Genomic DNA, 22217 nt, shown 5'->3' on the forward strand with positions numbered 1-22217 from the left:
CATCTAATTTGAATTTGTATGTGTCGTAAAATGGTAAATCTTGTTGGTAAAACTTAGTCATCATAGCGCTCTGTCCATCACCCGAGCACATTATGAACAAGTTAAGTTTTGATCGCAGAGCACCGTTTTACGTTGTCTCTGTGCTTGTCTTAAATACGTTAGTTAGCTTGTGGTTGCTGAGCATCGCTTCCACTGCAGCCATGGTTTTTTCCGTGTGCGCGCTATTTCTCTTATGCACATTGAGCACAGCCCGCTTGTATCGACACGAAGTTAATCAAAGCCAGAACAGTCTGTCTGAGGCGATCATTGATGGCGTGGCTGGCTTTATTGTCCTCGATAGTCAATTGAGAATAATTCAGGTTAATCAGCAGTTTTCTCGAGTCTCTGGTTATGCGTTTGACCAGGTTGAAGCTCGCCCCATCTCTGACCTCTGTTTTATGAATAACAGCGGTCTGGTATCGACCATCGCTACTTCCCTTAAACAAAACCAAAGGTGGAAAGGGGAGTTGAGCGGTGTTAGCCGCCTTGGCGAGCATTTCACGGTTAACGTGGTGGTTGAAAAACTCTCGGAACTATTACCACATAACGAAAAGTACGTGGTCACGTTTACCGATATCAGCAAACGAAAGGTTTTAGAGCGTCGCTTAAGAGTGCTGGTGGAAACCGATTCACTAACTGGTTGTTGGAACCGACGCCGTTTCGATAGAGATTTGAACCACTATGCAAATCTCGCGGAGCGTTACGGCTATACACATTCTTGTTTGGCATTGATCGATTTAGATCATTTTAAAGCCATTAATGATAATCATGGTCATGACCAAGGTGACGCGGCACTTAAAGAGGTTGCAGAACTACTGAGAAACAACAGCCGTGAGACTGACATTGTGGCACGAGTGGGTGGTGAAGAGTTTGCCATCCTAATGCCAGAGACCAATCTGGCCGATGCGTTTGAAGCCATGTACCGATTGAAAGAAGTGATTACCAAAGGAACGACCTTGAACCTAACTGTGAGCAGTGGGGTGTCTGAAATACAGGCTCAAGCTGAAGCGACTTATCGCAGTGCAGATAGGGCGCTTTACCGTGCCAAAGGTAATGGCCGAAACCGAGTATGTAGTTCTAGCTTAGGCTACCCGACACCTATCGTTTTAGGGTAGCTGAATATGGTGTTACCACCATTCTCTTCCCTTTCTGGAGCAACTATCTTCAGGTGGGGAAGGGATTCTGGTAGGAAGGTTTCTAGCCAGAGATTGAGCGTTGATAAATTTTTGGCGTCAGCCCTGAAACGCGCTTAAAAGCACGTGAGAAATGCGAAATGTTGGTGTAACCCAATTGGCTAGAGATGTAGGTAAGGGTGTGGCCCTCTTCCATCAGCTCACAGGCTACGGAAAACATCAGGTTCTCTTTAATTTTTCGATAGGTCGTGTTTTCGTTTTTAAGCTTACGTTGAAAGGTTCTCACTGAGAAATTAAGCAGCTCTGCCGCCTCTTCAAGAGAGAGATCTTGTTCTTTCATGTACGGCTTTAGAAGCTCATAAACGCTATCGGTAAAGCTGGTATGCCACTCAATAAGTGTCGGTTTAGCACTGAGTTCTTTAGAGGTTAGGCGAATTGGGAGTTGTAATATTTCTTCAGGAATAAGTACAGCCGTCGACGATTGATCAACAAACAGTTGGCAGCTACTTGGCACCAGTGTTTTGACGACATCGATGTCATGTCCTTGCAGACGCACCTTATTAGGTAACCATGGCGATTGGGATAAAATAGTTATTAATTCAATGATATACGTAATAGCAAAAGCTTCTCCCCATTGAAACATAGGGGAATTGTCTTCCGGGGCAGTACGGCAAAACCAGCTCTGACCGTGTTCTTGAATAAACTCGACTTTGCTGCCTGGGGAGTCGTAGGCAAAGATTGAATTGATCTGTTTTAGTGCATCACCAATGGTTTCGAATTCGGTAAATTGATGCAAGACATTTGGGATGATTCGACGTCGAAATGCGAGTCCAAGAATATCGGTGAACCGAGATACGCCGAGTTGTGCCGATGTAAGATAAATCAAACGCTTAATGGATTCCGATGGCACAAAATCACTTTCTGATTCGATAAGGTCGGGTGGTAAACCGGAATCTTTCAGCAACAGATGTAAATCAAGACCATAGTCAGAAAAAACCTGAACCAGAATTTTAGCGTAGTTCGTTTGAATTACCGGGACTTGGTAGTGACTAGAGGTCATTGGAATACAATCCTGTATATATTGTTGCATTATTAGACGTGCATATCATTTGCAACGTTTTGTTTACTAAATCTAACCCTATTTACTTGAGTTTTCCATCGCTGGGTTTATTTTTAAAGTATTAATTTTGTTGATGTTAGTTATCTAGAAGGGAGTCCCATGTCAGAAGTCAAAGGGAATAAGCAAGAAGCCAATGAAGAAGTTGGCCAGCAAGAAAATGGAAAAGACAAAGTAAGAAAGGTCACAAACTACCTATTGTTGTTTGTTGCATTCATGTTGATCTTCAGTGTCATTTCAGACCGAATCATCCCTATTACTGATAATGCTCGTGTAAAAGGTTATATCGTTCCAATCAAGCCAGAGGTGTCGGGTAAAGTACTCGATATACTGGTTCAACCTAACCAACTGGTTAATCAAGGCGACAAGTTAGCCATTTTAGATGAGTCTGATTACAAAATTGCAGTACAACAAGCCGAGCAAAATTTAGAGATTGCAGGCCAAAATGTCGGTGCTCAAACCGCGAGCATTGCTTCAGCTCAAGCGAAACTCACTTCAGCGATTGTTGAAAGACAAAACACCAAACTGCAAGCCAAGCGTGTTTTAGAGATGGCAGACAAAGGTGTGGTTTCTAAATCAGATGCAGATAAAGCGCGAGCATCATTAGCGACCTCTCGAGCAGCGGTTGTGAATGCAGAGGCTGATCTTGAAGGTGCGAAGCAACAAATGGGCAAAGAAGGCCAAGAAAATAGCCAAGTGAAAGCGGCGTTGCTGGCACTTGAACAAGCTCAATTGAACCTAGAGCGCACCGTGATTACCGCGCCGACACAAGGTGGTGTTTCTAACTTTAGCCTGTCTGAAGGGTTTTATGCATCGGCAGGGCAAGCAATCATGACCTTTGTTTCAACCGAAGATATTTGGATTGAAGCTTATTATCGAGAGAACAGCCTAGGTAATGTAACGGTCGGTGATGAAGTTGAAGTGGCGTTAGATTTCGCACCGGGCAAAGTGGTTAAAGGGCGCGTAAGTAGTATCGATTGGGGTGTTGATTGGGGGCAAAATGACCAAGCAGGTAAGCTTGCTCAAGCTAGCCAACAAACGGGTTGGTTGCGCCAAACACAGATGCTTCCTATCACCATTGAATTTGATAATGAAGAAGTGACAGGCATGCTCCGAGTGGGTGGCCAAGCGGATGTGATTGTTTATAGCGGTGACAACTTTGTGTTCAACGCGATAGGCAAAGTATGGATTCGTCTGATTAGCGTATTGTCTTATGTCCGATAAGCCGATTCCTGACCAACAAACACAGCAACGGATCCTGCGATTTACGGTCGGGGTCACGTTGGCTGTTTTCTTGGCGGCGTGGATAAACTGGCCGCTTGCGTTTGTGGCGCCAGTGTTCACAGCTAAGTTCTTAATTGATAAACCAAATCTCCATAAAGAAACGGTCTACGAATTGCTCTTGGCCGTTGTGGTGACAATGGGGTTAGGTTTATTACTGTCGCGAGGAATTACCCATTATCCAATCCCATTGCTGATTTTAGTGGGGTTAATGATGCTGTGGGGTTACTACTTGTTTGTCGACCCAAAATGGAACCTGTTTGCCACCATACTGTTGATTGCGGTTTTGATGTTGCCATTCATGGCGATTGATAACCCCGGCGTGTCAGTAATGCTGGCCTCTGGCTTAGCGACCTCTGGTGTGGTTTCAGTCATGCTTTTTGCGTTAGTGCATGTATTTTTCCCTGAGCCAAAATCGGCGTTCTCAGGCTTCGCTGCTGCGCCACTCGAAAAGAAACAGCGTTGGTATGCGGCCTTTAGGGCGATGATTATCTCCTATCCTGTGGTGTGTTTTTTCTTTATTTTTCAAATATCTGAAGCTTTACTGACAATGATGTTCATTGCGTTGTTATCGTTGATGATTACGTCAGAGAAGTCGATAAAGTTGAGCGCTTTTTTGGTGATAAGTAACGGTATCGGGGGATTGCTGGCGATTGCTGCTTTTTCAATTCTTTCTATAGTACCCAACATTGTCTTCTATTCTTTGTTTATAGGACTTATTGCCATTCTTATGGCTACCAAGATCTACACGGTTCCCGAAAAAGCACCTATTTTCGCCACTGCATTTAGTACGTTGCTCGTACTGGTTGGTAGCACGTTGATGAGCTCCGGTGACATCGATAGCAACACTCTTATACGCATATTCCAATTAGTGTTAATTGGCATATATATGATTTTGGCTTCTCTATTCCTAGAAACACGGAATTGGAAGTTTCTACAAAATCAGCCTTAATTTTGTCTAACAAGGACGTCTCATGAAGTTAACCGATGATTTTTCAAAACAGGCGATAGACGCTGCCATCAAGATCGCAGCGATTGCCATGCTCGTGTATTGGTGTTTTTCGATTTTGCGCCCATTCATTCTTCTGGTGATATGGGGTGCGATCATTGCGACTGCGTTGTATCCAGTGGCGGTCGCAATTTCAAATAAAACCGGGATGTCGAAAGGTAAAGCCAGTGCATTGCTGAGCTTTATTGGTGTGATTCTTCTATTTATTCCTTTGGCGGCGCTTTCTTCTGGTATCTACACCAGCGCGACTGACCTGATGACAGGGCTTCAAGATGGCACATTGTCATTGCCTAAACCGAAAGAGTCCTTACAAGATATTCCATTCATAGGTGAGAAGGTTTATTCAACCTTGGTTGCCGCCTCCAACAATATTGAAGGCACTTTCATAAAGTATGCGGATGAACTTAAACAGTTTGCGACGAAAGCGGCTTCTGTTCTTGGCTCGTTAGGTGGCGGCTTTATTCAGTTCATCATCTCTACCATCATTGCGGGTGCATTCATGAGTAATGCCGATAAATGCAAAACCGGCGTGACTCACTTAGTGGCGCGTTTAACGGGCGGTAAAGGTGAAGAGTTGGTAGAGCTCTCTAAATCGACCGTGCGAAGCGTTGTGCAAGGTGTGATTGGTGTGGCTGTGATTCAATCCATGATGTCGGCAATCGGTTTGGTGATTGCAGGCGTTCCAGCAGCTGCGTTTTGGGCGCTAGCTGTGCTGCTCATTGCGATAATCCAACTTCCACCGATTCTCGCTCTATTACCGGCGATTATCTACATGTTCAGCGTTGAATCGACACTGGCGGCGAGCTTGTTCTTAGTGTGGTGTATTTTGGTGAGCGGCAGTGACGCTATCTTAAAGCCAGTATTGCTGAGCCGTGGCTCTCACATTCCAATGTTGGTAATTCTATTGGGTGCACTGGGCGGAATGGCGATGTCAGGCATCGTCGGTCTGTTTGTCGGTGCTGTGATACTGAGTTTAAGCTATGAGCTGATGATGGCGTGGCTTGGACTTGAAGAGAAAAACCAACAAGAAACTGAGAAAAAACCTGCAGAGGTCGAGGGAAAATAGATGAAGCCAGTCTCTAAAGACGACAACTTCTACTTCTTATTCTATGCACTGTTGGTGTTGTTTCTTGGTTGCGCGGTGATGCAGCAGTTTTATCCGCAAGGCCAGAAAACAATCCTATTTCTTATCATTATTACGTTGGCGAGTTCAATTGCCGGTATTCATAAAGAGCGAGCCTTGTATCGCTCTTGGTATGGGCTTTTATTGATTACGGCGCTCGTGTCTGGCGTGTTTTCATTTTTGGAAGGCTATAACCTGTCGATAGTGACGCTATCGGCGTTGGCTGTGTTCTTGTTTTCACACATTTACTCGGCGTTGAAGCAGGTGATGAAAGCCAAAACGGTGACACCCAATCACATCATCGGCTCCATCTGTATTTACTTGTTGCTAGGGTTTGCTTGGTCGACCATCTACTTGTTAATTTTAGAGATATTTCCTAATGCCTTTAACGGGTTAGAAGAGCAAGTCTGGCTGACGAACTTGTTTAATGCGATGTACTTTAGCTTTATCACCTTGACTACGGTTGGTTACGGCGACATATCACCAGCTCTGCCTATTGCTCAATTCTTTGTGTTTATGGAATCCATTATCGGCAGCTTTTACTTAGCTATCATGGTGGCGAGTTTGGTGAGCATTCGACTTGCACAGTCTCAGTCCCAATAGAGCATTTACAAATAATAGAGCACATACAAACAAGCCCGGCAATCGCCGGGCTTGTTCTATTTTATGAGCTCAAAAGTCTCTTTAAGTTTGAACTCTGTGTGGGCGATGAACCTTAAGCTTCAGTGCCTTGAATCTTCTCTAATTCAGCGATAGTTGTTTGCGATACAAGCTGACCATCCATGTAATAGGTAACGTTTTGACCGTCTTTGATGCCCGTTAGAGTCGCTGTTTCACCAGATGTATAGACGATGTCCATTTGAATCGTGTTTTCGTCGATCTTAATCATCTCACCCGTTTCAATGGTGCGATTGTTAGAAATTGGGCCGACAGGGGCTTCTTTCAGGCTTGGGTCCAGCTCATCGTTCACTTTGAAGTGCGTGTCTGTTTTTGTATCAAATACGTGTGGTGAACCGCTGATAGGGTTTTTACCTGTCCAGAATTCAAGTGAGTTGAATACCACATAGTCTGCTGCGGTAGTAATACCGTATACAGGCGCTAATAAGAAGTTTACACCTGCACGGGCATAGCGGTTATCGACAACTTCAACGTTAAATTTCATCACTTTCCCTGTTACGGCGTTGCTGCCGATACAACCAGTTAGCGCAGAAGCCAAAACCGTTAGTCCTACAATTTTAAGTGCAATCTTTTTCATTTTAGTACCTGTATAAGTTAGAAGTCTGTTTCGTTGGAACAGGTGTAGTATGGTTTTTATTCGATGGTCAGTTTTACCATTTAGCGCCACTGACAATATAAAATGTCCTCGGGTTTTTGCCATAAAGCTAGGTATAAAACTGGGCACAAAAAAAGCGCGACCTAATAGGGCGCGCTTTTGGGTATTTGGATAAGTCGTAATGAAAACAACGACTCCAATATAGAATTACTTCATCACATAAGAATAGGCCGATACGACAAGCCAACGGAAAAATCGAAATAAAAGGGTCGAGGCTCTAAAGGCAAACTTAGCGACTGATACCATTGCTTCTGCACCAATACTCACGCACTTATGCAAATCGGATTCTTTGTATTCTGAATAGGTCATGTGTTTTCTCACTTCTGGCTGTTATCTTTCATATGTAAGTAATGACTCCTGTCTGGCGATATACCCTGAGCACGTAATGTACGAACTTTCGCAGAGAGAGATTTACCATTTCATGCCATATGGATTAATAACTAGCCAAAAGAGAAAGGGCTGAGAGAATTTAACGGCATAGCGAGGTGTAACTGATCAAGTTACCGAAAAAACGAGGGTAATAATGGTATGATCGCGGGCTCAGCACCATAAGTGATAAAGAATAGGAAACAGAATGACTCACCTTACCGAACAGCAAGAAGCTGCAATGGCGACGTTTAAAGAAAACTTACACCTTCCAAATGGTGGTTTTCATAAACTGATTATCGAGCTAAGTAAGGAGTATCAGCTGCCTTTCCAAAAGGTGCGTGCGGTTTTAAAGAAAGCTCAAAAAGATGTTGAACGACAAATACGAGAAGATTTTACCAGCGTTGATGACACAGTACTGAGCCAAGCGAACTGGATAAATATCATTAAGTCGAAACTTGTTGAGTTAGCGGAAGAAAACCAAACGGTTATGGATAAGCTGCAACAAAACCTGAAGTATCAAAAAGTGTTGTCGGCAACCGAGGGTTCAATCGCAAGTGAAGACGAACGTGACGAGTTGATTGAAGAGTTGATTCAAGCTTATGAGAAAGAGGTATTCAAACCTTTACTGGCGATGCTGCATACAACAAAGCTGTATTGGAAGTTAATGCTGGTGGATGAGACATGTAAGATGAATGAAGAGAATCGTGAGAAATTCAGTGATTACCCTCAACACATGCAAGCTGCAGAACACTTATATACTCTTGATCAGAAGTTAAGGTCGATGCCGTTAACTTATTAGTCCATGAATGCACTGATAATGACTCAATGGTGATTTAGAGTTTGATATAAGTTGGTTTCAATAGAAGTACGATAACCTAGCTAGCGTTAGCCGCGTGTGAAATGCAAAAAGGGCTAGGTTTCAGATCTGTTTTACTTCTACTCTATTTTGTTCTGCTAGAGCGAATTGAGGGTGACATCTTTTACATCTTTGGGACTAGATGGTGTTTCTTTTGTAGCCTTTGGGAAATGCTATAGGAGTGTGAAATGTCCTAGGGTGTTTCCGTTGCCTGAAACGATAGTTCCGATGCTTTCTCGTTCATTAAATTCAAAGTCGATGAGATAGCTGTGATGTTGTAGCTTGGGCAATATGTGGCGGTGGAGTATATCGCTATTGAGCTGTCGAATCTCGGTGACCCATGAAATCTCTTCTTTGTGTAAATCTATTTTAATCTTGAGCATTTATTACCTTTTAGTTTATTGACTGTTTTTTCGCGTGATAGTTGGTACCAATGGGTTTGTCGTGTTGTTCTGCGTGACATAACTGTGCCTTGTGTTTATTACATTTGTATTTAAGTGCTCGATCTATTCTGACTTCGCTGACAAAAGAGCAAATGACGATAGATCGGTAGTAGGATCGAATTTAAAAGCTATTGAATGACTATCTGGGTGAAAGCTGACGCAGAGATGGTGTAACGAGGGAATCGAGAACTGTCTATGTGGAACTTGGACTTACTTTAGCATTAACAGCTCTATAGATTAGAGCCAGGTGGCGAACTATACGCCTAGTTTTCAAAATTACAACCCTATTTTCAATTAAATTCAAAAATATTTTTGGGTGATTTACCATCGGTTACTGAAGGTTAAATGAGCGAAGGTCAGGGATTTGATCATGATATCTGACTGAGTCTTGGCTTTTCAGCTGTTCGTATTCGTTGTCATTAGTGGGTTTAATTGATCAGCTAATTTGGTGATGATTAAGTCTCTGTTGTATATGATCTTTACATTGTAAATTACAATCCATGATTTTGGGGTTCAGCGTTGTAATTACAGGGTTTTTGGGTGCTTTCCCCATCTGTTTTTTTCTTCAGGTTGATGAGTATTTTCCTCTTCGCGTCTTTTTGATATTTCTGATTCCTAATACCTCTCCTGACTACGCAAAATATGAATACTCACTTTTACGTTTCTGAATAATAAAGTTGTTGTATCGCCAATTTAGTGCAAATATAATTGATAATAGTTCTCACTTGCGTTACAAGTTTGTTGTCAATCCAATGACAGACTTTAAATTATCGTTATTTAGCAGTTGTGTACGCCCCATGCTCGTCTATGAGTAATGTGACTTTCATTGTCATGAGTGGTGGTTTGTATCAATGGCAAAGGAAGAAACATGAAGAAAACAATCAATTCAGTTCGCCAGTTATTGAGCGGGCTTGCCATCGTTCTAGCATCATCATTCATGATGACCGCGCATGCGGAAACCGTCACCATTGAGCATGTGAAAGGCACAGCGCAGTTTACTGAAGTACCACAGCGAGTGGTGGTTCTAGGCCACGGTAGCTTAGACGTGCTCGATAAAATTGGTGTACAGCCAGTTGGCGCGCCTCATAGCTTGCTGCCTGATTACCTAGCTTCGTACAAAGATACGACGGCAAATACAGGCTCTTTAAGCGAACCTGATTTTGAAGCTATCTACATGTTGAAGCCTGACATCATCATCGCGGAAAACCGCATGCTTAAGGTTTACGACAAACTGGCACAAATTGCTCCTACTGTCATGTTTTCTATTGAAGGCGACAAGTACTGGGCTGATGCTCAGCAAAACTGGCGTGTGCTAGGCGACATCTTTGGTAAGCAAGCTGAAGTCGAAGCGATCATTAAAGAGACTCAAGCTTCTATCACAGCGGTAAACGACAAAGTAGCGTCTGACGAAACTTCAGCAATGATGCTAATGAACAACGGCAACAACATTGCGATGTTCAACAAAGGCAGCCGTTTCTCTATCATCTTTGATGACTTTGGTTTCGTGGAATCAAAGAGTGCAACCGTGGCTCCGATTAAAGGAACACACGGCAACCTAATCTCTTTTGAATACATAGCTGATGCAAAACCTGAAGTGCTTTACGTGCTTGACCGCGAAAAAGCGATTGGTAAATCAGAAGGACGCGCACAACAACTGTTTGATAACCCACTGGTTGCGGCAACACCTGCAGCGCAGCACGGCAATATCGTTTACCTTGATTCAAGTGCTTGGTATTTGGCTGGTGGCGGTGTGACAGCGATTCATAGAATGCTTAGTGACATTGAACGTACGATTCAATAGTTACTAACCATCAGATTTTCGGGCTTATAAGAGTGTTCTTATAAGCCCTTTTTCACTTTTTTATACGGGCTACCCGAGACCTATCTTTAGTATTATTCCTATGTTGAAACCCATTGCAGCTGCTGTATTTCTTGTTGTGTTATGCGTTGCGTCATTGATGATTGGAGTCGCTGAAATCAGTTTTAGTGACTTCTTCAATGGCAACCAACACGCCAATTCTATTTATATTGTTAGTCGGATTCCTCGACTACTCGCGATCGTGCTTGCCGGAGCGGGATTGAGTGTTTCTGGCTTGATCATGCAGCAAATCGTACAGAACAAGTTTGCCGCGCCTTCGACGATGGGCACCATTGACTGTGCGATGTTGGGTTACATTGTCGGCATTCTAGTGCTAGGCAATGCTGCGCAATGGAGCTACTTAGGCTTTATCTTCGCGTTTGCAGTGTTTGGCACCATGCTATTGGTTCGCTTCCTACAACACCTCAAGTTTAAGAACGCGGTATTGGTGCCTTTGATTGGCATTATGTATGGCAACGTTGTTTCGTCTCTAACAACCTTTATTGCTTATAAGTACGACTTAGTACAAACCATGTCGGCATGGACTATGGCGAACTTTGCGAGCGTGTTGCAGGGCAGCTATGAAATCCTTTATCTCGCGGTGCCTGCTTGTGTATTGGCTTACTATTTCGCGAGCCAGTTCAGTGCGGCGAGCATCGGTGAGAGCTTCGCGAAAAACATCGGTTTGAATTATCAGAAGATCGTCTTCATTGGTGTTGCGTTAGTGGCTATCAGTGCCTCCTCTGTGGTGATGATCGTTGGTGTTATCCCATTCCTTGGCCTTATCGTGCCGAATATCGTGTCTCTGATGATGGGCGATAACATGAAGAAGATTCTGCCTTGGACTGCCTACTGGGGGGTGATCTTGGTGTTGGCTTGTGACCTGCTAGCTCGAATCGTCATCTTCCCTTATGAGATTCCAATCTCGATGGTAATCAGCATCTTTGGTGGCATGATTTTTATTTACCTAATCATGAGAGACAAGTCGAATGCGTGATTCAGTAAAAATTGCGATTCTGGCTATCGCGTCTTTGGGTATGACAGCGCTATTCATCGGGCAGGGGCTGACGTGGGATAACTACGAGTTCTTCTTGTCTCTGCGCCTACCAAAATTGCTGTCGATTGTGTTGGCGGCGGTAGCGATCTCGGCGTCGTCATTGGTTTTCCAAACCATTACTAATAACCGAATTCTAACCCCATCCATCTTGGGCTTTGACAGCTTGTATATGCTGGTACAAACGGTACTTCTGTTTGTGTTTGGCAGTGCTAGCTTCTGGGTGATTGACTCGATCGCAAACTTTTCGATGTCTGTGACTGTGATGATCTTGTTCTCGTTTGCTCTGTTCCATTTCTACTTTAAGAGCAAGCGAAACAACGTATTCACACTGCTGTTGATAGGCATCGTATGTGGCAGCGTATTCTCGAGTTTGTCTAACTTCTTGGCGATGTTGATTGACCCGAACGAGTTCGCGGTGCTGCAGAATGTGATGTTCGCAAGTTTCAATAACGTGAAAGGCGAGTTGGTTTACCTCAGCCTTATTCCTTTGGGTTTGAGCTTGCTTGGCCTTTGGTTGTTAGCGCCTAAGCTTGATGTACTTTGGCTTGGTGTTGATAACGCGACAAGCCTGGGTGTGAACACCAAGCGATTGACTCAGATTACCTTGGTGATTGTGTCAGTGATGGTCGCGGTGTCTACGGCTCTGGTTGGCCCTGTGCTGTTCTTTGGCTTGATCACCGTAAGCTTAGCTCGCCAGATATTCCGATCTTATCAGCATCGTGTGCTTATCATCGCAAGCAGCTTACTAGCGATCGTGCTATTGGTTTCTGGCCAATGGTTTATCGAAAAAGTGATGGCGTTTGAAACCACTGTGAGTGTGATTATTAACTTGGTCGGCGGTTTGTATTTTATGTTCTTGTTGTTACGCACCAGAATTCAGTAAAGGTAGTAAGTAGTGATTAAATTAACAGGTTTAAGTAAGAAGTATGGCAAGTCACTCGTGGTTGATGATGCCAGTGCTATGTTCCCGAAAGGCGAAGTGACTTCTATCATTGGCCCAAATGGTGCGGGTAAAAGTACACTGCTTTCAATGGCGAGCCGCTTAACAGACAGCGACGCGGGTGAAGTGGTCATTGGCGATAAGTTACTGGCTGAGTGGGATACCAAAGAGCTAGCGAAGCACCTTGCCGTGTTAAGACAATCAAATAACATCAACATGCGATTTACGATTCGTGAATTGGTCTGTTTTGGTCGTTTCCCACACTCTCAAGGTCGCTTGAAAGACGAAGATCATAAGATCGTCGATACAGCACTAGAACACCTTGGCATTACTGACATCCAAAACAAATACCTTGATGAGTTGAGTGGCGGTCAGCGTCAAATGGCGTTTATCGCGATGGTTGTGGCGCAAGATACGGATTATGTGTTCTTAGATGAGCCACTGAACAATCTTGATATTAAACACTCGGTCGAAATTATGCAGACGTTGCGTCGTTTAGCGCATGAGTTCAATAAAGCGGTCGTTATCGTGATTCATGACATCAACTTCGCTTCTTGTTACTCAGATAACATTGTCGCGATGAAGAGGGGCCAAGTGGTTAAGTCGGGCAAGGTCTCTGAAGTGGTTGAAAAATCAGTGATGGAGTCTATCTACGAGATCCCATTTGAGATTCGTGAGTTCGATGGTGTTCGAATCTGTATGTATTATTCTGGTCGTTAGATTACTGAATAACTCGGTTGTTTTGCTTTCTAGCCGTTGAACGAAAAGAGCTCCCATATGAGGAGCTCTTTTTGTTTTCGGATAGTATCGGTGTTGTTAGTGAAATGTTGCAATGCAAAGGTAATTCCCCTTGTATAATAATAACTTAACTGACGTAATATTGACTGGTCGTACTTCTAATAACGCCAGTTTGAAGTCACTCACAGATCTACTCTTCATTTTTGAAAATCAATTGTTTTTTTTTCTACTTAACCTCTGGAAACCGTTCTACACTAGGGTTATAACTGTTTGATTTGTATACGAGGTATCAATGAGTCGGAAACCTATAGTGTTAGTCGTGGATGACACCCCAAGTAACTTGGATGTGTTAACGGCAATACTCAAAGATACTTATCAAGTGAAAGTAGCGATTAACGGCACAATTGGTATCAAAATTGCGAAGATGGTGCCGCAGCCAGACCTTATCCTCCTTGATATCATGATGCCTGACATCGATGGTTACGAGGTGTGCCGCCAACTTAAAGCTCAGCCGAATACGGCTCACATTCCTATCATTTTCGTGACCGCCACAATTGGTCCAGAAGCCGAAGTAAAAGGGCTCTCCTTGGGGGCTGTCGATTACCTAACCAAGCCGATAACCCCTGCAATTGCACTCCAGCGTGTGAAAACGCATATCGCACTTTATGACCAACAACGCGCGTTGTTTAGTCAGGTAAAAGAGAAAACTCAAGAGATCAATCTCGGTAAGCTAGAAACACTGAACATACTGGGTAGAGCTGCTGAATTTAAAGACAATGAAACAGGCATGCACGTTAAGCGTATGAGTCACTACTGTGAAGTGCTAGCTAAAGCCTTGGGAATGACTGACGAAGATGCCGAGACGTTGCGTGATGCAGCACCAATGCATGATATTGGCAAGATCGGTATTCCTGATAGCGTATTACTCAAGCCGGGTAAATTGGACGCCGACGAGTGGACAATTATGCAAAAGCATGTCGAATATGGTGTTGATATACTTGGTAGGCAGAGTGATTCCAAACTGATGCGTATGGCTATTCAGGTGGCGCAATATCATCACGAAAAATGGGATGGCAGTGGTTATCCAAACCAGATAGCTGGTGAAGGTATCCCATTGGTTGGAAGAATTGCGGCTGTTGCTGATGTGTTTGATGCCCTGACCGCAGAGCGCCCTTATAAAAAAGCTTGGAGTATTGATGAGGCGCTGAACTTGTTTGAAGAACAGAAAGGCAAACATTTTGATCCAACTATCGTTGATGTGTTTTTTCTGAAGTTACCTGAGATTCTAGCAATTAAAGAGAAATTTAGAGATGAGTGATGGCTTGATGTTGTCGCTAAATCGTTTGGTTGTTTTTCTGGTCATTACACTTGTGGTGTGGTCGCTGCTAATGCGATCTACGAATGCTGCTGAGGTAACAGATACTGAGTTAAATCAGTGGTTGGGAAACCAACCAACGGTAACTTTTGTTGTCTTGGCCAACCATTATCCTTACTCATTCATCGATGATGATGGGCAGGTTTCTGGGATCATCAAAGATTGGACATTAGATCTTGAACAGCGTTTTGGTGTTCATGTTCGGTTTGTCACAGTTAACTCGCGTGTCGAGGCTAAAGCCGCGTTAGTCGACGGGCGAGGCGATGTATTTCCATTCCAACAGTTCGACCCAAGTGAAGGTGGCCGTTTTCTTGCGAGTGCTCCCTATATTCCTTATCAGGTCGCAGTGATTGTTCCCATCGACAACAAACTCGATGGAAACCTAGATCAAAATAATAAACGCCGTATTGCGATGGTTAACGAAAATATCGATTTGGAGCGAGCCGGTGTCAAATTGAGTTCTATTGAGCGAGTGAATTTTGATAACGTTATTGATGCAGTACGTGCGTTAGGGGCCGGGGATGTCGAAGGCATGGTCGGTGAACCTATCACCACTATGGATCTTGCGAAAAAGATTGGCGTTCATGATTTAGCGGTAAATTATGTTCTGGAGCATTGGAAAAGGTTTGAAGCATCAATGGTGATTCGAACCGATGAACCAGAACTGCTGACGCTAATCAACAAACAGATTGAAACCTTCGACGTTGATAACAAGAACAAGATTTTATCGAAGTGGCTAGACAGTTCCCCCTATCGAGTGCCGCTAAAAGGCGTGTTTGGCTTTGGTAACCCTCCGTATATTTACCCAGACAGCACCGCAGTCGGGCTACAGTACGACATTCTTCAGCGTGCACTGAATGACATGGGATATAAACTAGGTGACGTTGTCACACTTCCACCTAGCGCCGCTAAAAAAGCCATCGATAACAATAATTCTATAGCCTTTGTTTCTGGTGTTCAGTTTGATGATCCTAATGCGCACTTTTTAAGTGATAACGTTTTTAATGTTGAGTTTGTTCCTGTTTCACTAACTCGCCGCAAACTCCAACTTCAATCCCCAAAAGACCTATCATTAGGGGCGTTATTGTTCGACGAAACATCCACAATTAAAAACTCTGTTGAAGTTCTGAAGAGTAAGTTAGACATTGATCGTATTGAAGATTACGAAGATCTTGAATCAGCATTCTCGCAGTTGAGGGCTCAAAATGTTGACCTGCTAATGGTTGAACGAAGAGTGCTAGAGTGGTTTATCACCAACACTCGTTTTATTGAAATGGCAGAGCTAACGCTACATGACGAGTATAAAGTTGAGTATCCGATCTATGTGGACTTTAAGAGTGAAGAAATCAGAGATAGCTTCAATGCCGCAATTAAAAGGCTTAAACAGGAGGATGACGGCTTAAACCAAATTATCGAGATGCAGGTTCAGAGTGATTTAAGCCTAGTCCTTAAAAAAGCGAATATTATCGCGCAAATATCTGCGTATTTTATCGTCAACGACCGCTTTGAAGAGTTGACGGAAGTGTTTGAAATTTTCGACACGGACAGTTCTTTTCAGGTGATCACCGCACAAGCGGATAACAATAGTCGCCCGATCAAATCTTGGTACATAGGCAACCTAGTTGATCAATATGGAGAGAAGAAAAATACCTCTCACTTTTCATCAGTCACCAAGGTGGCGAATTATAGGACCAAGGGAGGGAGTATCAACTCTGGTTCGATGACTTTCTACTTTGATGTTAATTCGTTAGAGCGGAACCATGTTTATTTTCCATCTGTCGAACAATTTAGTTCATTCGGAGATGCGGTGAAACGCTATATTGCGGATGTTTATCAAGCGAGTAACTTGACTGGAGAGATCCTAAATCTAAGCCAAAAAGAGAGGGCGTGGATTAAAGATAATCCGGATGTACGTATAGGTATCGATCCGAATTCGTTACCTTATGAAGCGGTATCCAATACCGGTGAATACATCGGGATGATTGATGATTATCTAACGCTGATTGAACAAAAAACAGGGCTAAGTATTCAGCATGTTGACGTGGCGAATTGGTCTGAGACCCGAAGCTTGGTTGATCATCATGAAGTGGAACTGGTCTCAGCAGCTCAAGAGAATCGTTCGTTAGGAGATAACGTCAAAGCAGCTAAAAGCTTGTTTTCAAGTCGTTTGGCCATTGCATCGAGAAGAGACGTTAGTAGCTTGGTACTTGAAGAAGCTGATGGTTGGAAAATCGGTATATTGAAGAATGCGGCAAATACTAACGCGATTTTAGATAAGTACCCGAACGTTGAGTGGGTAGAGGTAGAATCCACGGCCGATGGGCTCAACCGATTGGATGATAAAACCTTAGACGGCATGGTCGACACTGTTGATGTCCTCAATTACCTCATTGATTCATTTGGTCATCGAGGGGTTGGTATCATCGGCCGGTTAGACTTCTTCCTGTCGCCAACTCTGCATGTCATCAAATCTGAACCTTTGCTGTTGTCTATTGTGAACAAAGCGATAGGCAGTATCTCGGCTGAAGAACACCAGAAGATCTCAGCAAAGTGGGCGGCGCCCAAAGCGATAGAAAGAGTTGATTATCAATTGGTTTACACTATTTCGGTTTTTTCTCTGGTGATCCTTCTTCTTATTATTTTCTGGAATCGTAAATTAGCGAAGCAGATCAGTATTGCTAAGGAAGCGACCGAAGCTCTGGAAAAGGCGCAGAACCAACTCTACAACATGCTAAATAGCTCTCCAATTGCAGCTAGTGTGGTATTTGAAGAAGAGGTTCGTTACGCGAACGATACGGCAAAACGTTTGTTTGGCGTGGAAGATCAGGCGTTGTCTTCTATCGACGTTGCCGCTATCCATGACTCGCTGAGCGTTCGTGATGGCGTGCATGAAGAGCTCGACCTTAACGGTAAAGTTGAAAATAGGGAGTTAGTACTCAGAAAGTCTGATGGAACCCGATTTGTTGCTTTGGTCAGTTACTATCTTTTTGAGATTGATGGTGAAGTCGCCACACTATTTTGGGCATTCGATATTTCAGAAATGAAGCGCCTTAACGAACAATTGGAAGAAGAGAAACAGAGAGCCGATTTGGCGAGCCAAGCTAAATCGGAATTCTTAGCCAATATGAGCCATGAGATAAGAACCCCAATGAACGCCATTATTGGCTTGTCTTATCTGGCGATTGGCGAAATATCTAATCCTGTCGCTCGAAATTACATTGAGAAAGTGCACCGTTCTGGCCATTCGTTACTCGGTATCATCAATGACATCCTTGATTTCTCAAAGATAGAAGCTGGACAACTTGTTATTGATAACGTCCCGTTTGATCCCGTAACGACCTTTAAAGATGTGATTGAACTAATGGAGTCGAAAGCAGCTGAGAAACAACTCAATTTGTCGATGGTCATCGACCCAGAGTTAGACACGCCACTGCAAGGCGATCCCTTGAGGTTGTTCCAAGTCATACTCAACCTTGTGGGCAACGCGATTAAGTTTACGGAACAAGGCAGCGTAGCATTAACGGTGGAGCATGTTGACTCGAACGACAGCAGCCTAACCATGAGAGTGAGTGTGATGGATACCGGGATAGGCATTTCGGATGAGAACCGTCACAAGCTGTTTGAAGCCTTTAGCCAAGCGGATACCACAACGACACGTCGGTTTGGCGGTACAGGGCTTGGGCTCAACATTAGCCAGAAATTAGTTCATGCGATGGGCAGTCAAATTACGGTAGAGAGTGTTTACGGGCAAGGCAGTGAGTTCTCCTTTGTACTGACATTGCCACGCTCAAGCTCGGATGCGTTAGCCGACTTCAAAGCTCAAGAGTTGCAACTGGATTATCAGATAGAGTTCAAAGGGCAAAGAGTGCTATTGGTTGAAGACAATGAGCTGAACCAAGATCTCGCCTTAGCATTTTTCAGTCGCTCTAAATTAAATGCCGATCTTGCTGAAAACGGAAAGGAAGCGCTGGAGTTAGCTAAAAACAACGACTACGAAATAATCTTCATGGATCTTCAAATGCCGATTATGGACGGCTTTGAAGCTACCCGTTTGATTCGTGAATTCGATATAGATGTACCGATTATTGCAATGTCAGCCAATGTTTTTGCTGATGCGAAACAACGAGCGAGGGCGTCGGGCATCACGGACTTCTTGGATAAGCCTATTGTTATTGATAAAGCGATGTCTTTGATTACTCGATACATTGTTCCTGAGGTCTTAGTTGAAGGTCGAGCGCCATCAGACACCTCTTCAGATACGATACTGGCCAGTGATTCTGATAATAGTTCGGAATTACACTCCGATACTCAAACAGAGCAGCCTGTTTTCTCTCAGTCGAAGTTTGAGCAACTGACTCATCATGATGCGAAACTGCAAGAGAAGATGCTTGGTAGATTCTGCCAAGGGGCGCCTGACATTATGTCGGATGCTTTTGATAACTTAGTACAAGGCGACTGGGAGACGTTAGAGCGTAATCTACATACCTTAAAAAGCATGGCAGCTTCGATTGGTGGATTGCGATTGGCAGAGTTACTCAGTGATTTAGAAAGCAAAGCGCATAACAAGGCGTGTGATGAAGCAGATCTTAAGCAAGGCGAACTTGGGTTAATCGAACTGATTAAAGCAGTTGAGATCAGCTTTGATGTGTCTGGTGTTGGGGGATTCAATACGACAAGTACTGAAGAAGCCGATGCGAGTCTTGCTGATACCTCTGATTCACCGAGCATCACGTCAGAACAGCATGCTCAGTTGCTATCACTGCTGGATGCTTATGATAACGATGCAACTCAATATGTGACTGAGTTACTGGCACAGTATCCACATTCTGTTGTTCTCAAAGATGTTCGAAGTGCGTTAGATAATTATGACTTTGAACGAGCAAAAGAGGGGCTTGGCGCTTCTGAGTAGTTGTCTTTTATAAATATCACTTCAACATTAAAGCCTTTAGCTCTTATAGCGAAATACCGAGCTAGCTAAAGGCTTTAAATCTATCTATACCGAACTAACGACTCACGTTCTGTTTGATTAGCTCAACAACCGTATCGTATCGGTGCGGCAGTTTTCGGTTTCGTTTTTGAACCAGATACAGCGTTTCCTCTACTTCTACCTTTGGCGGCACAACGTGTAGCTTGTCTCTATCTGGGAAGTGTTCAACCGCGCCAGCCGGTAACACGGTAAAACCTAATCCTTTTGATACGGGTAGCAAGATCTGGTGAAGCTGATTGATGTAGCCAGATCTTGGTATCTCATTAACGTTGATGTTCGCTAAGTCTTTATCTCCGCAAAGGTCGAAATACAAAGACAGATAGTGTGCAGAATCTGGGTGGGCAATCAGGCCAATGTCATTCAATACTTGCGGCGTTATCTCTAAATCAGCAAGGCTGTGGTGAACAATAAGACACAGTGCTTCTTTGCCGATGACTTGGCTTTGGTAGTAGCTGTCGTTCGGGGAATGCCTAACAATGCCGATATCGGTAGTGCCTTCGCTTAGGTCATTCAATATCTTTTTGTTTGGAGCGGCTTCTAAGTTAATGCTGAGCTCTTGGTGTTGCTGTTGAAGTTCAAGAAGCTTGGGATACAGACGCAAAGAGAGTGAGCCAGAGCAAGACAAGTGACATTGCCCAGCATAAGGGTTATCAAAACTCAGAGACTCAAAAAGATCTTCTTGGTCTTTCTCTAGTTTGATCGCATAGCGATACATAATCCGACCCTGTTCGGTCAGTTCGAAGCTCTTGTTTTCTCGAGATAGCAGGTCACAATTACAAGCTTGTTCAAGCTTCTTGATGTGTTGGCTGACTCCAGGTTGTGTCATATACAACTTTTCTGCCGTTTGGGTGAAATGGCCAACTTCAACCAGAGTCTTAAACGTATTGAGCCAAAGTGGATTAATCATACTCACCTTCAAATACTAAAGCCTATAAATAACAAAGCCAATAAATAACAGAAAATTATTATTATCTTAAGTAATGATAATTTCAACTCTAGCGTCTTAAGTAACGCTAATCAAAGTCATGTGGTGGTAGCACTTTATATTGGTCTATTGGTCGCTTTGTAGAGTTGCTATGAGTAACAAAGTGTTGCGACTTTGTTGAATTTTTGGTCTATTGACCAACTGTGCTCATATTTAGGAACGAAGATGAATAGAAATGTTTGGCTGCTTTCACTGTGTCAGGCCTTGTTGATGACGGGTAACATATTACTGATCTCTGTGATTGGTTTGATCGGTAAGCAGATTGCACCCAGTGTCAGCATGATCACCTTGCCGGTTGCACTGCAGTTTTTGGGTCTAATGGCAGCCACTATTCCTGCATCTTTAATTTCAGGCAAGTTAGGGAGAAAGAGAGGATTTAGCATTGGTAATGTGGTTGGCATTACAGGAGCTAGTCTTGCCACCTACGCACTGTCTCAGCAAAATTTCTATCTGTTTTGTTTCGCTACGTTCTTACTTGGGATAGGCATAGGTTTTGGCACGCTTTATCGTTTTGCTGCAATCGAGGTGTGTGATGAAAATGCACGTCATCGAGCGATCTCTATCTCGATGGCTGGTGGCGTTTTAGCCGCGGTATTAGGGCCAAATTTGGCGATTATGTCGCAACAGTGGTCGCAAGATGGCTTGTACATTGGTGCTTTTGCTTCTTTGATTGGATTGAACATTCTTGCGTTACTCATCTTACAAACCATTCAGTTCCCCAAAGTCTCTTTTAATAGTCAGGCACCTAAATCCGATCCTCTCAGTGTGATAGTAAAAGCGCCTAACTTTATTGGCGCAGTGTTTGCTGCCATGGTCGCTTATGCGGTGATGAATATCCTGATGACAGCAACGCCATTGGCAATGATTGGTTGTGGCTTTGACTTTACCAAAGCAGCGGGCGTCATTGAGTGGCACGTATTGGGGATGTTTGTTCCTGCATTCTTTACTGGTTCACTTATCGAGAAGTTTGGCTCAAGAATGATGATCTTGGCAGGCGGGGTTCTGTTCGTCGTCTGTATCGCGATTAACATTCATGGCGAATCTATCTGGCACTTCAGAGCGGCTCTAGTTGTGCTTGGTGTCGGTTGGAACTTTATGTTTATCGCGGCAACAGGTTTGTTTAGTCAGTCCTACCAATCGCAGAATAAAGCTAAGGCACAAGCGTTTAATGAATTTATTGTCTTTGGCTGTGTGACGATTACAGCGATGCTCTCTGGCTGGCTAGAATCGACAGCAGGGTGGCAGAACCTCAATATCTACGTATTACCATTCGTGTTAGCTGTTATCTTGCTGTTCGCATTCAGTGCTCGTAAATCGCGTATTCAAAAGCAGCCTGTGTAATGGCTCATCGAATGGTGGTTCAGTAAATTTGTTACTGTGATTAAAACCCTAGTATCTCGAACTGCGACCAATAAAAAGCCCTACCAAATCGGTAGGGCCTTTGCTTACGGCTTAAATAATAACGTTTTCTTAAAACTGCTGTCGTGGCTTATATCCTGTGACAACAGTACTTAAGCTTGTGTTGTAAATACGCATGACAGAGCCAGCGATGATTTACAGGTCGACCAAAATTG

The 22217-nt window shown here is 43.6% G+C and carries 17 protein-coding genes; 13 read left to right on the forward strand and 4 right to left on the reverse strand.

Features of this window, described 5'->3' with window-relative positions; all coding sequences use genetic code 11:
- Positions 1-92 precede the first annotated feature (92 nt).
- A complete protein-coding gene (locus AB4512_RS19550; RefSeq protein WP_372175396.1) occupies positions 93-1154 on the forward strand; it encodes a diguanylate cyclase in 1062 nt (353 codons plus the stop codon).
- A gap of 82 nt (positions 1155-1236) precedes the next feature.
- Here AB4512_RS19550 and AB4512_RS19555 read toward each other — a convergent pair whose 3' ends face one another.
- Complete coding sequence (locus AB4512_RS19555) at positions 1237-2232, reverse strand: helix-turn-helix domain-containing protein (protein WP_372175397.1); 996 nt, start codon at positions 2230-2232, stop codon at positions 1237-1239.
- A 159-nt stretch (positions 2233-2391) separates the two neighbouring features.
- On the opposite strand from AB4512_RS19555, the gene AB4512_RS19560 reads away from it, so the two are divergent.
- The 4 genes from AB4512_RS19560 to AB4512_RS19575 are packed head-to-tail and all read left to right on the forward strand — an operon-like array spanning position 2392 to position 6305.
- Positions 2392-3513 carry an HlyD family secretion protein gene (locus tag AB4512_RS19560; protein WP_136979931.1) on the forward strand — a complete coding sequence of 374 codons (1122 nt, stop codon included), beginning with the start codon at positions 2392-2394 and terminating at the stop codon, positions 3511-3513.
- Positions 3503-4522, forward strand: coding sequence for a DUF2955 domain-containing protein (locus AB4512_RS19565; protein WP_048606138.1), 1020 nt, complete (start codon positions 3503-3505; stop codon positions 4520-4522). The genes AB4512_RS19560 and AB4512_RS19565 overlap by 11 nt, the downstream gene beginning before the upstream one ends.
- A 22-nt stretch (positions 4523-4544) precedes the next feature.
- Entirely contained in the window at positions 4545-5645 is a 1101-nt protein-coding gene (locus AB4512_RS19570) for an AI-2E family transporter (protein WP_017068458.1), read from the forward strand.
- Entirely contained in the window at positions 5646-6305 is a 660-nt protein-coding gene (locus AB4512_RS19575) for a potassium channel family protein (protein ID WP_017061900.1), read from the forward strand.
- Positions 6306-6417: 112 nt separating this feature from the next.
- On the opposite strand, the gene AB4512_RS19580 is transcribed toward AB4512_RS19575, so the two are convergent.
- On the reverse strand, positions 6418-6957 hold the full coding sequence (locus AB4512_RS19580) for a DUF3332 domain-containing protein (RefSeq protein ID WP_017061899.1): 540 nt from the start codon (positions 6955-6957) through the stop codon (positions 6418-6420).
- A 652-nt stretch (positions 6958-7609) separates the two neighbouring features.
- On the opposite strand from AB4512_RS19580, the gene AB4512_RS19585 reads away from it, so the two are divergent.
- Complete coding sequence (locus AB4512_RS19585) at positions 7610-8203, forward strand: hypothetical protein (RefSeq protein ID WP_372175399.1); 594 nt, start codon at positions 7610-7612, stop codon at positions 8201-8203.
- Between the two features lie 230 nt (positions 8204-8433).
- On the opposite strand, the gene AB4512_RS19590 is transcribed toward AB4512_RS19585, so the two are convergent.
- Entirely contained in the window at positions 8434-8643 is a 210-nt protein-coding gene (locus tag AB4512_RS19590) for a hypothetical protein (RefSeq protein ID WP_004731601.1), read from the reverse strand.
- Positions 8644-9571: 928 nt separating this feature from the next.
- Between AB4512_RS19590 and AB4512_RS19595 the strand changes: the two genes are divergently transcribed.
- The 6 genes from AB4512_RS19595 to AB4512_RS19620 all read left to right on the forward strand — a co-directional run bounded on the left by AB4512_RS19595 (position 9572) and on the right by AB4512_RS19620 (position 19580).
- Complete coding sequence (locus AB4512_RS19595) at positions 9572-10504, forward strand: siderophore ABC transporter substrate-binding protein (protein WP_017061897.1); 933 nt, start codon at positions 9572-9574, stop codon at positions 10502-10504.
- Between the two features lie 100 nt (positions 10505-10604).
- Complete coding sequence (locus AB4512_RS19600; RefSeq protein ID WP_017061896.1) at positions 10605-11558, forward strand: ABC transporter permease; 954 nt, start codon at positions 10605-10607, stop codon at positions 11556-11558.
- Complete coding sequence (locus tag AB4512_RS19605; protein WP_136978264.1) at positions 11551-12501, forward strand: iron chelate uptake ABC transporter family permease subunit; 951 nt, start codon at positions 11551-11553, stop codon at positions 12499-12501. Before AB4512_RS19600 ends, AB4512_RS19605 begins: the two co-directional genes overlap by 8 nt.
- Before the next feature lie 12 nt (positions 12502-12513).
- Complete coding sequence (locus AB4512_RS19610; protein WP_280588899.1) at positions 12514-13278, forward strand: ABC transporter ATP-binding protein; 765 nt, start codon at positions 12514-12516, stop codon at positions 13276-13278.
- 310 nt (positions 13279-13588) lie between these two features.
- A complete protein-coding gene (locus tag AB4512_RS19615) occupies positions 13589-14614 on the forward strand; it encodes an HD-GYP domain-containing protein (protein ID WP_029235511.1) in 1026 nt (341 codons plus the stop codon).
- Between the two features lie 70 nt (positions 14615-14684).
- Positions 14685-19580 carry an ATP-binding protein gene (locus tag AB4512_RS19620; protein ID WP_372074306.1) on the forward strand — a complete coding sequence of 1632 codons (4896 nt, stop codon included), beginning with the start codon at positions 14685-14687 and terminating at the stop codon, positions 19578-19580.
- A gap of 94 nt (positions 19581-19674) precedes the next feature.
- Here the strand turns inward: AB4512_RS19620 and AB4512_RS19625 are convergent, their stop codons facing one another.
- Positions 19675-20565, reverse strand: coding sequence for a LysR family transcriptional regulator (locus AB4512_RS19625; RefSeq protein WP_017061891.1), 891 nt, complete (start codon positions 20563-20565; stop codon positions 19675-19677).
- Positions 20566-20808: 243 nt separating this feature from the next.
- Between AB4512_RS19625 and AB4512_RS19630 the strand changes: the two genes are divergently transcribed.
- A complete protein-coding gene (locus AB4512_RS19630) occupies positions 20809-21984 on the forward strand; it encodes an MFS transporter (RefSeq protein ID WP_017064421.1) in 1176 nt (391 codons plus the stop codon).
- The last annotated feature ends 233 nt before the right edge of the window (positions 21985-22217 follow it).

It is taken from the genome of Vibrio sp. 10N.222.52.B7 (genome assembly GCF_041474275.1).
Classification (GTDB): domain Bacteria; phylum Pseudomonadota; class Gammaproteobacteria; order Enterobacterales; family Vibrionaceae; genus Vibrio; species Vibrio crassostreae_C.

Excerpts from the sequence above, each read along its gene's own strand:
- AB4512_RS19550 (WP_372175396.1), top strand. The coding sequence starts at position 93 with ATGAACAAGTTAAGTTTTGATCGCAGAGCACCGTTTTACGTTGTCTCT.
- AB4512_RS19555 (WP_372175397.1), bottom strand. The coding sequence starts at position 2,232 with ATGACCTCTAGTCACTACCAAGTCCCGGTAATTCAAACGAACTACGCT.
- AB4512_RS19560 (WP_136979931.1), top strand. The coding sequence starts at position 2,392 with ATGTCAGAAGTCAAAGGGAATAAGCAAGAAGCCAATGAAGAAGTTGGC.
- AB4512_RS19565 (WP_048606138.1), top strand. The coding sequence starts at position 3,503 with ATGTCCGATAAGCCGATTCCTGACCAACAAACACAGCAACGGATCCTG.
- AB4512_RS19570 (WP_017068458.1), top strand. The coding sequence starts at position 4,545 with ATGAAGTTAACCGATGATTTTTCAAAACAGGCGATAGACGCTGCCATC.
- AB4512_RS19575 (WP_017061900.1), top strand. The coding sequence starts at position 5,646 with ATGAAGCCAGTCTCTAAAGACGACAACTTCTACTTCTTATTCTATGCA.
- AB4512_RS19580 (WP_017061899.1), bottom strand. The coding sequence starts at position 6,957 with ATGAAAAAGATTGCACTTAAAATTGTAGGACTAACGGTTTTGGCTTCT.
- AB4512_RS19585 (WP_372175399.1), top strand. The coding sequence starts at position 7,610 with ATGACTCACCTTACCGAACAGCAAGAAGCTGCAATGGCGACGTTTAAA.
- AB4512_RS19590 (WP_004731601.1), bottom strand. The coding sequence starts at position 8,643 with ATGCTCAAGATTAAAATAGATTTACACAAAGAAGAGATTTCATGGGTC.
- AB4512_RS19595 (WP_017061897.1), top strand. The coding sequence starts at position 9,572 with ATGAAGAAAACAATCAATTCAGTTCGCCAGTTATTGAGCGGGCTTGCC.
- AB4512_RS19600 (WP_017061896.1), top strand. The coding sequence starts at position 10,605 with ATGTTGAAACCCATTGCAGCTGCTGTATTTCTTGTTGTGTTATGCGTT.
- AB4512_RS19605 (WP_136978264.1), top strand. The coding sequence starts at position 11,551 with ATGCGTGATTCAGTAAAAATTGCGATTCTGGCTATCGCGTCTTTGGGT.
- AB4512_RS19615 (WP_029235511.1), top strand. The coding sequence starts at position 13,589 with ATGAGTCGGAAACCTATAGTGTTAGTCGTGGATGACACCCCAAGTAAC.
- AB4512_RS19620 (WP_372074306.1), top strand. The coding sequence starts at position 14,685 with ATGCGATCTACGAATGCTGCTGAGGTAACAGATACTGAGTTAAATCAG.
- AB4512_RS19625 (WP_017061891.1), bottom strand. The coding sequence starts at position 20,565 with ATGATTAATCCACTTTGGCTCAATACGTTTAAGACTCTGGTTGAAGTT.
- AB4512_RS19630 (WP_017064421.1), top strand. The coding sequence starts at position 20,809 with ATGAATAGAAATGTTTGGCTGCTTTCACTGTGTCAGGCCTTGTTGATG.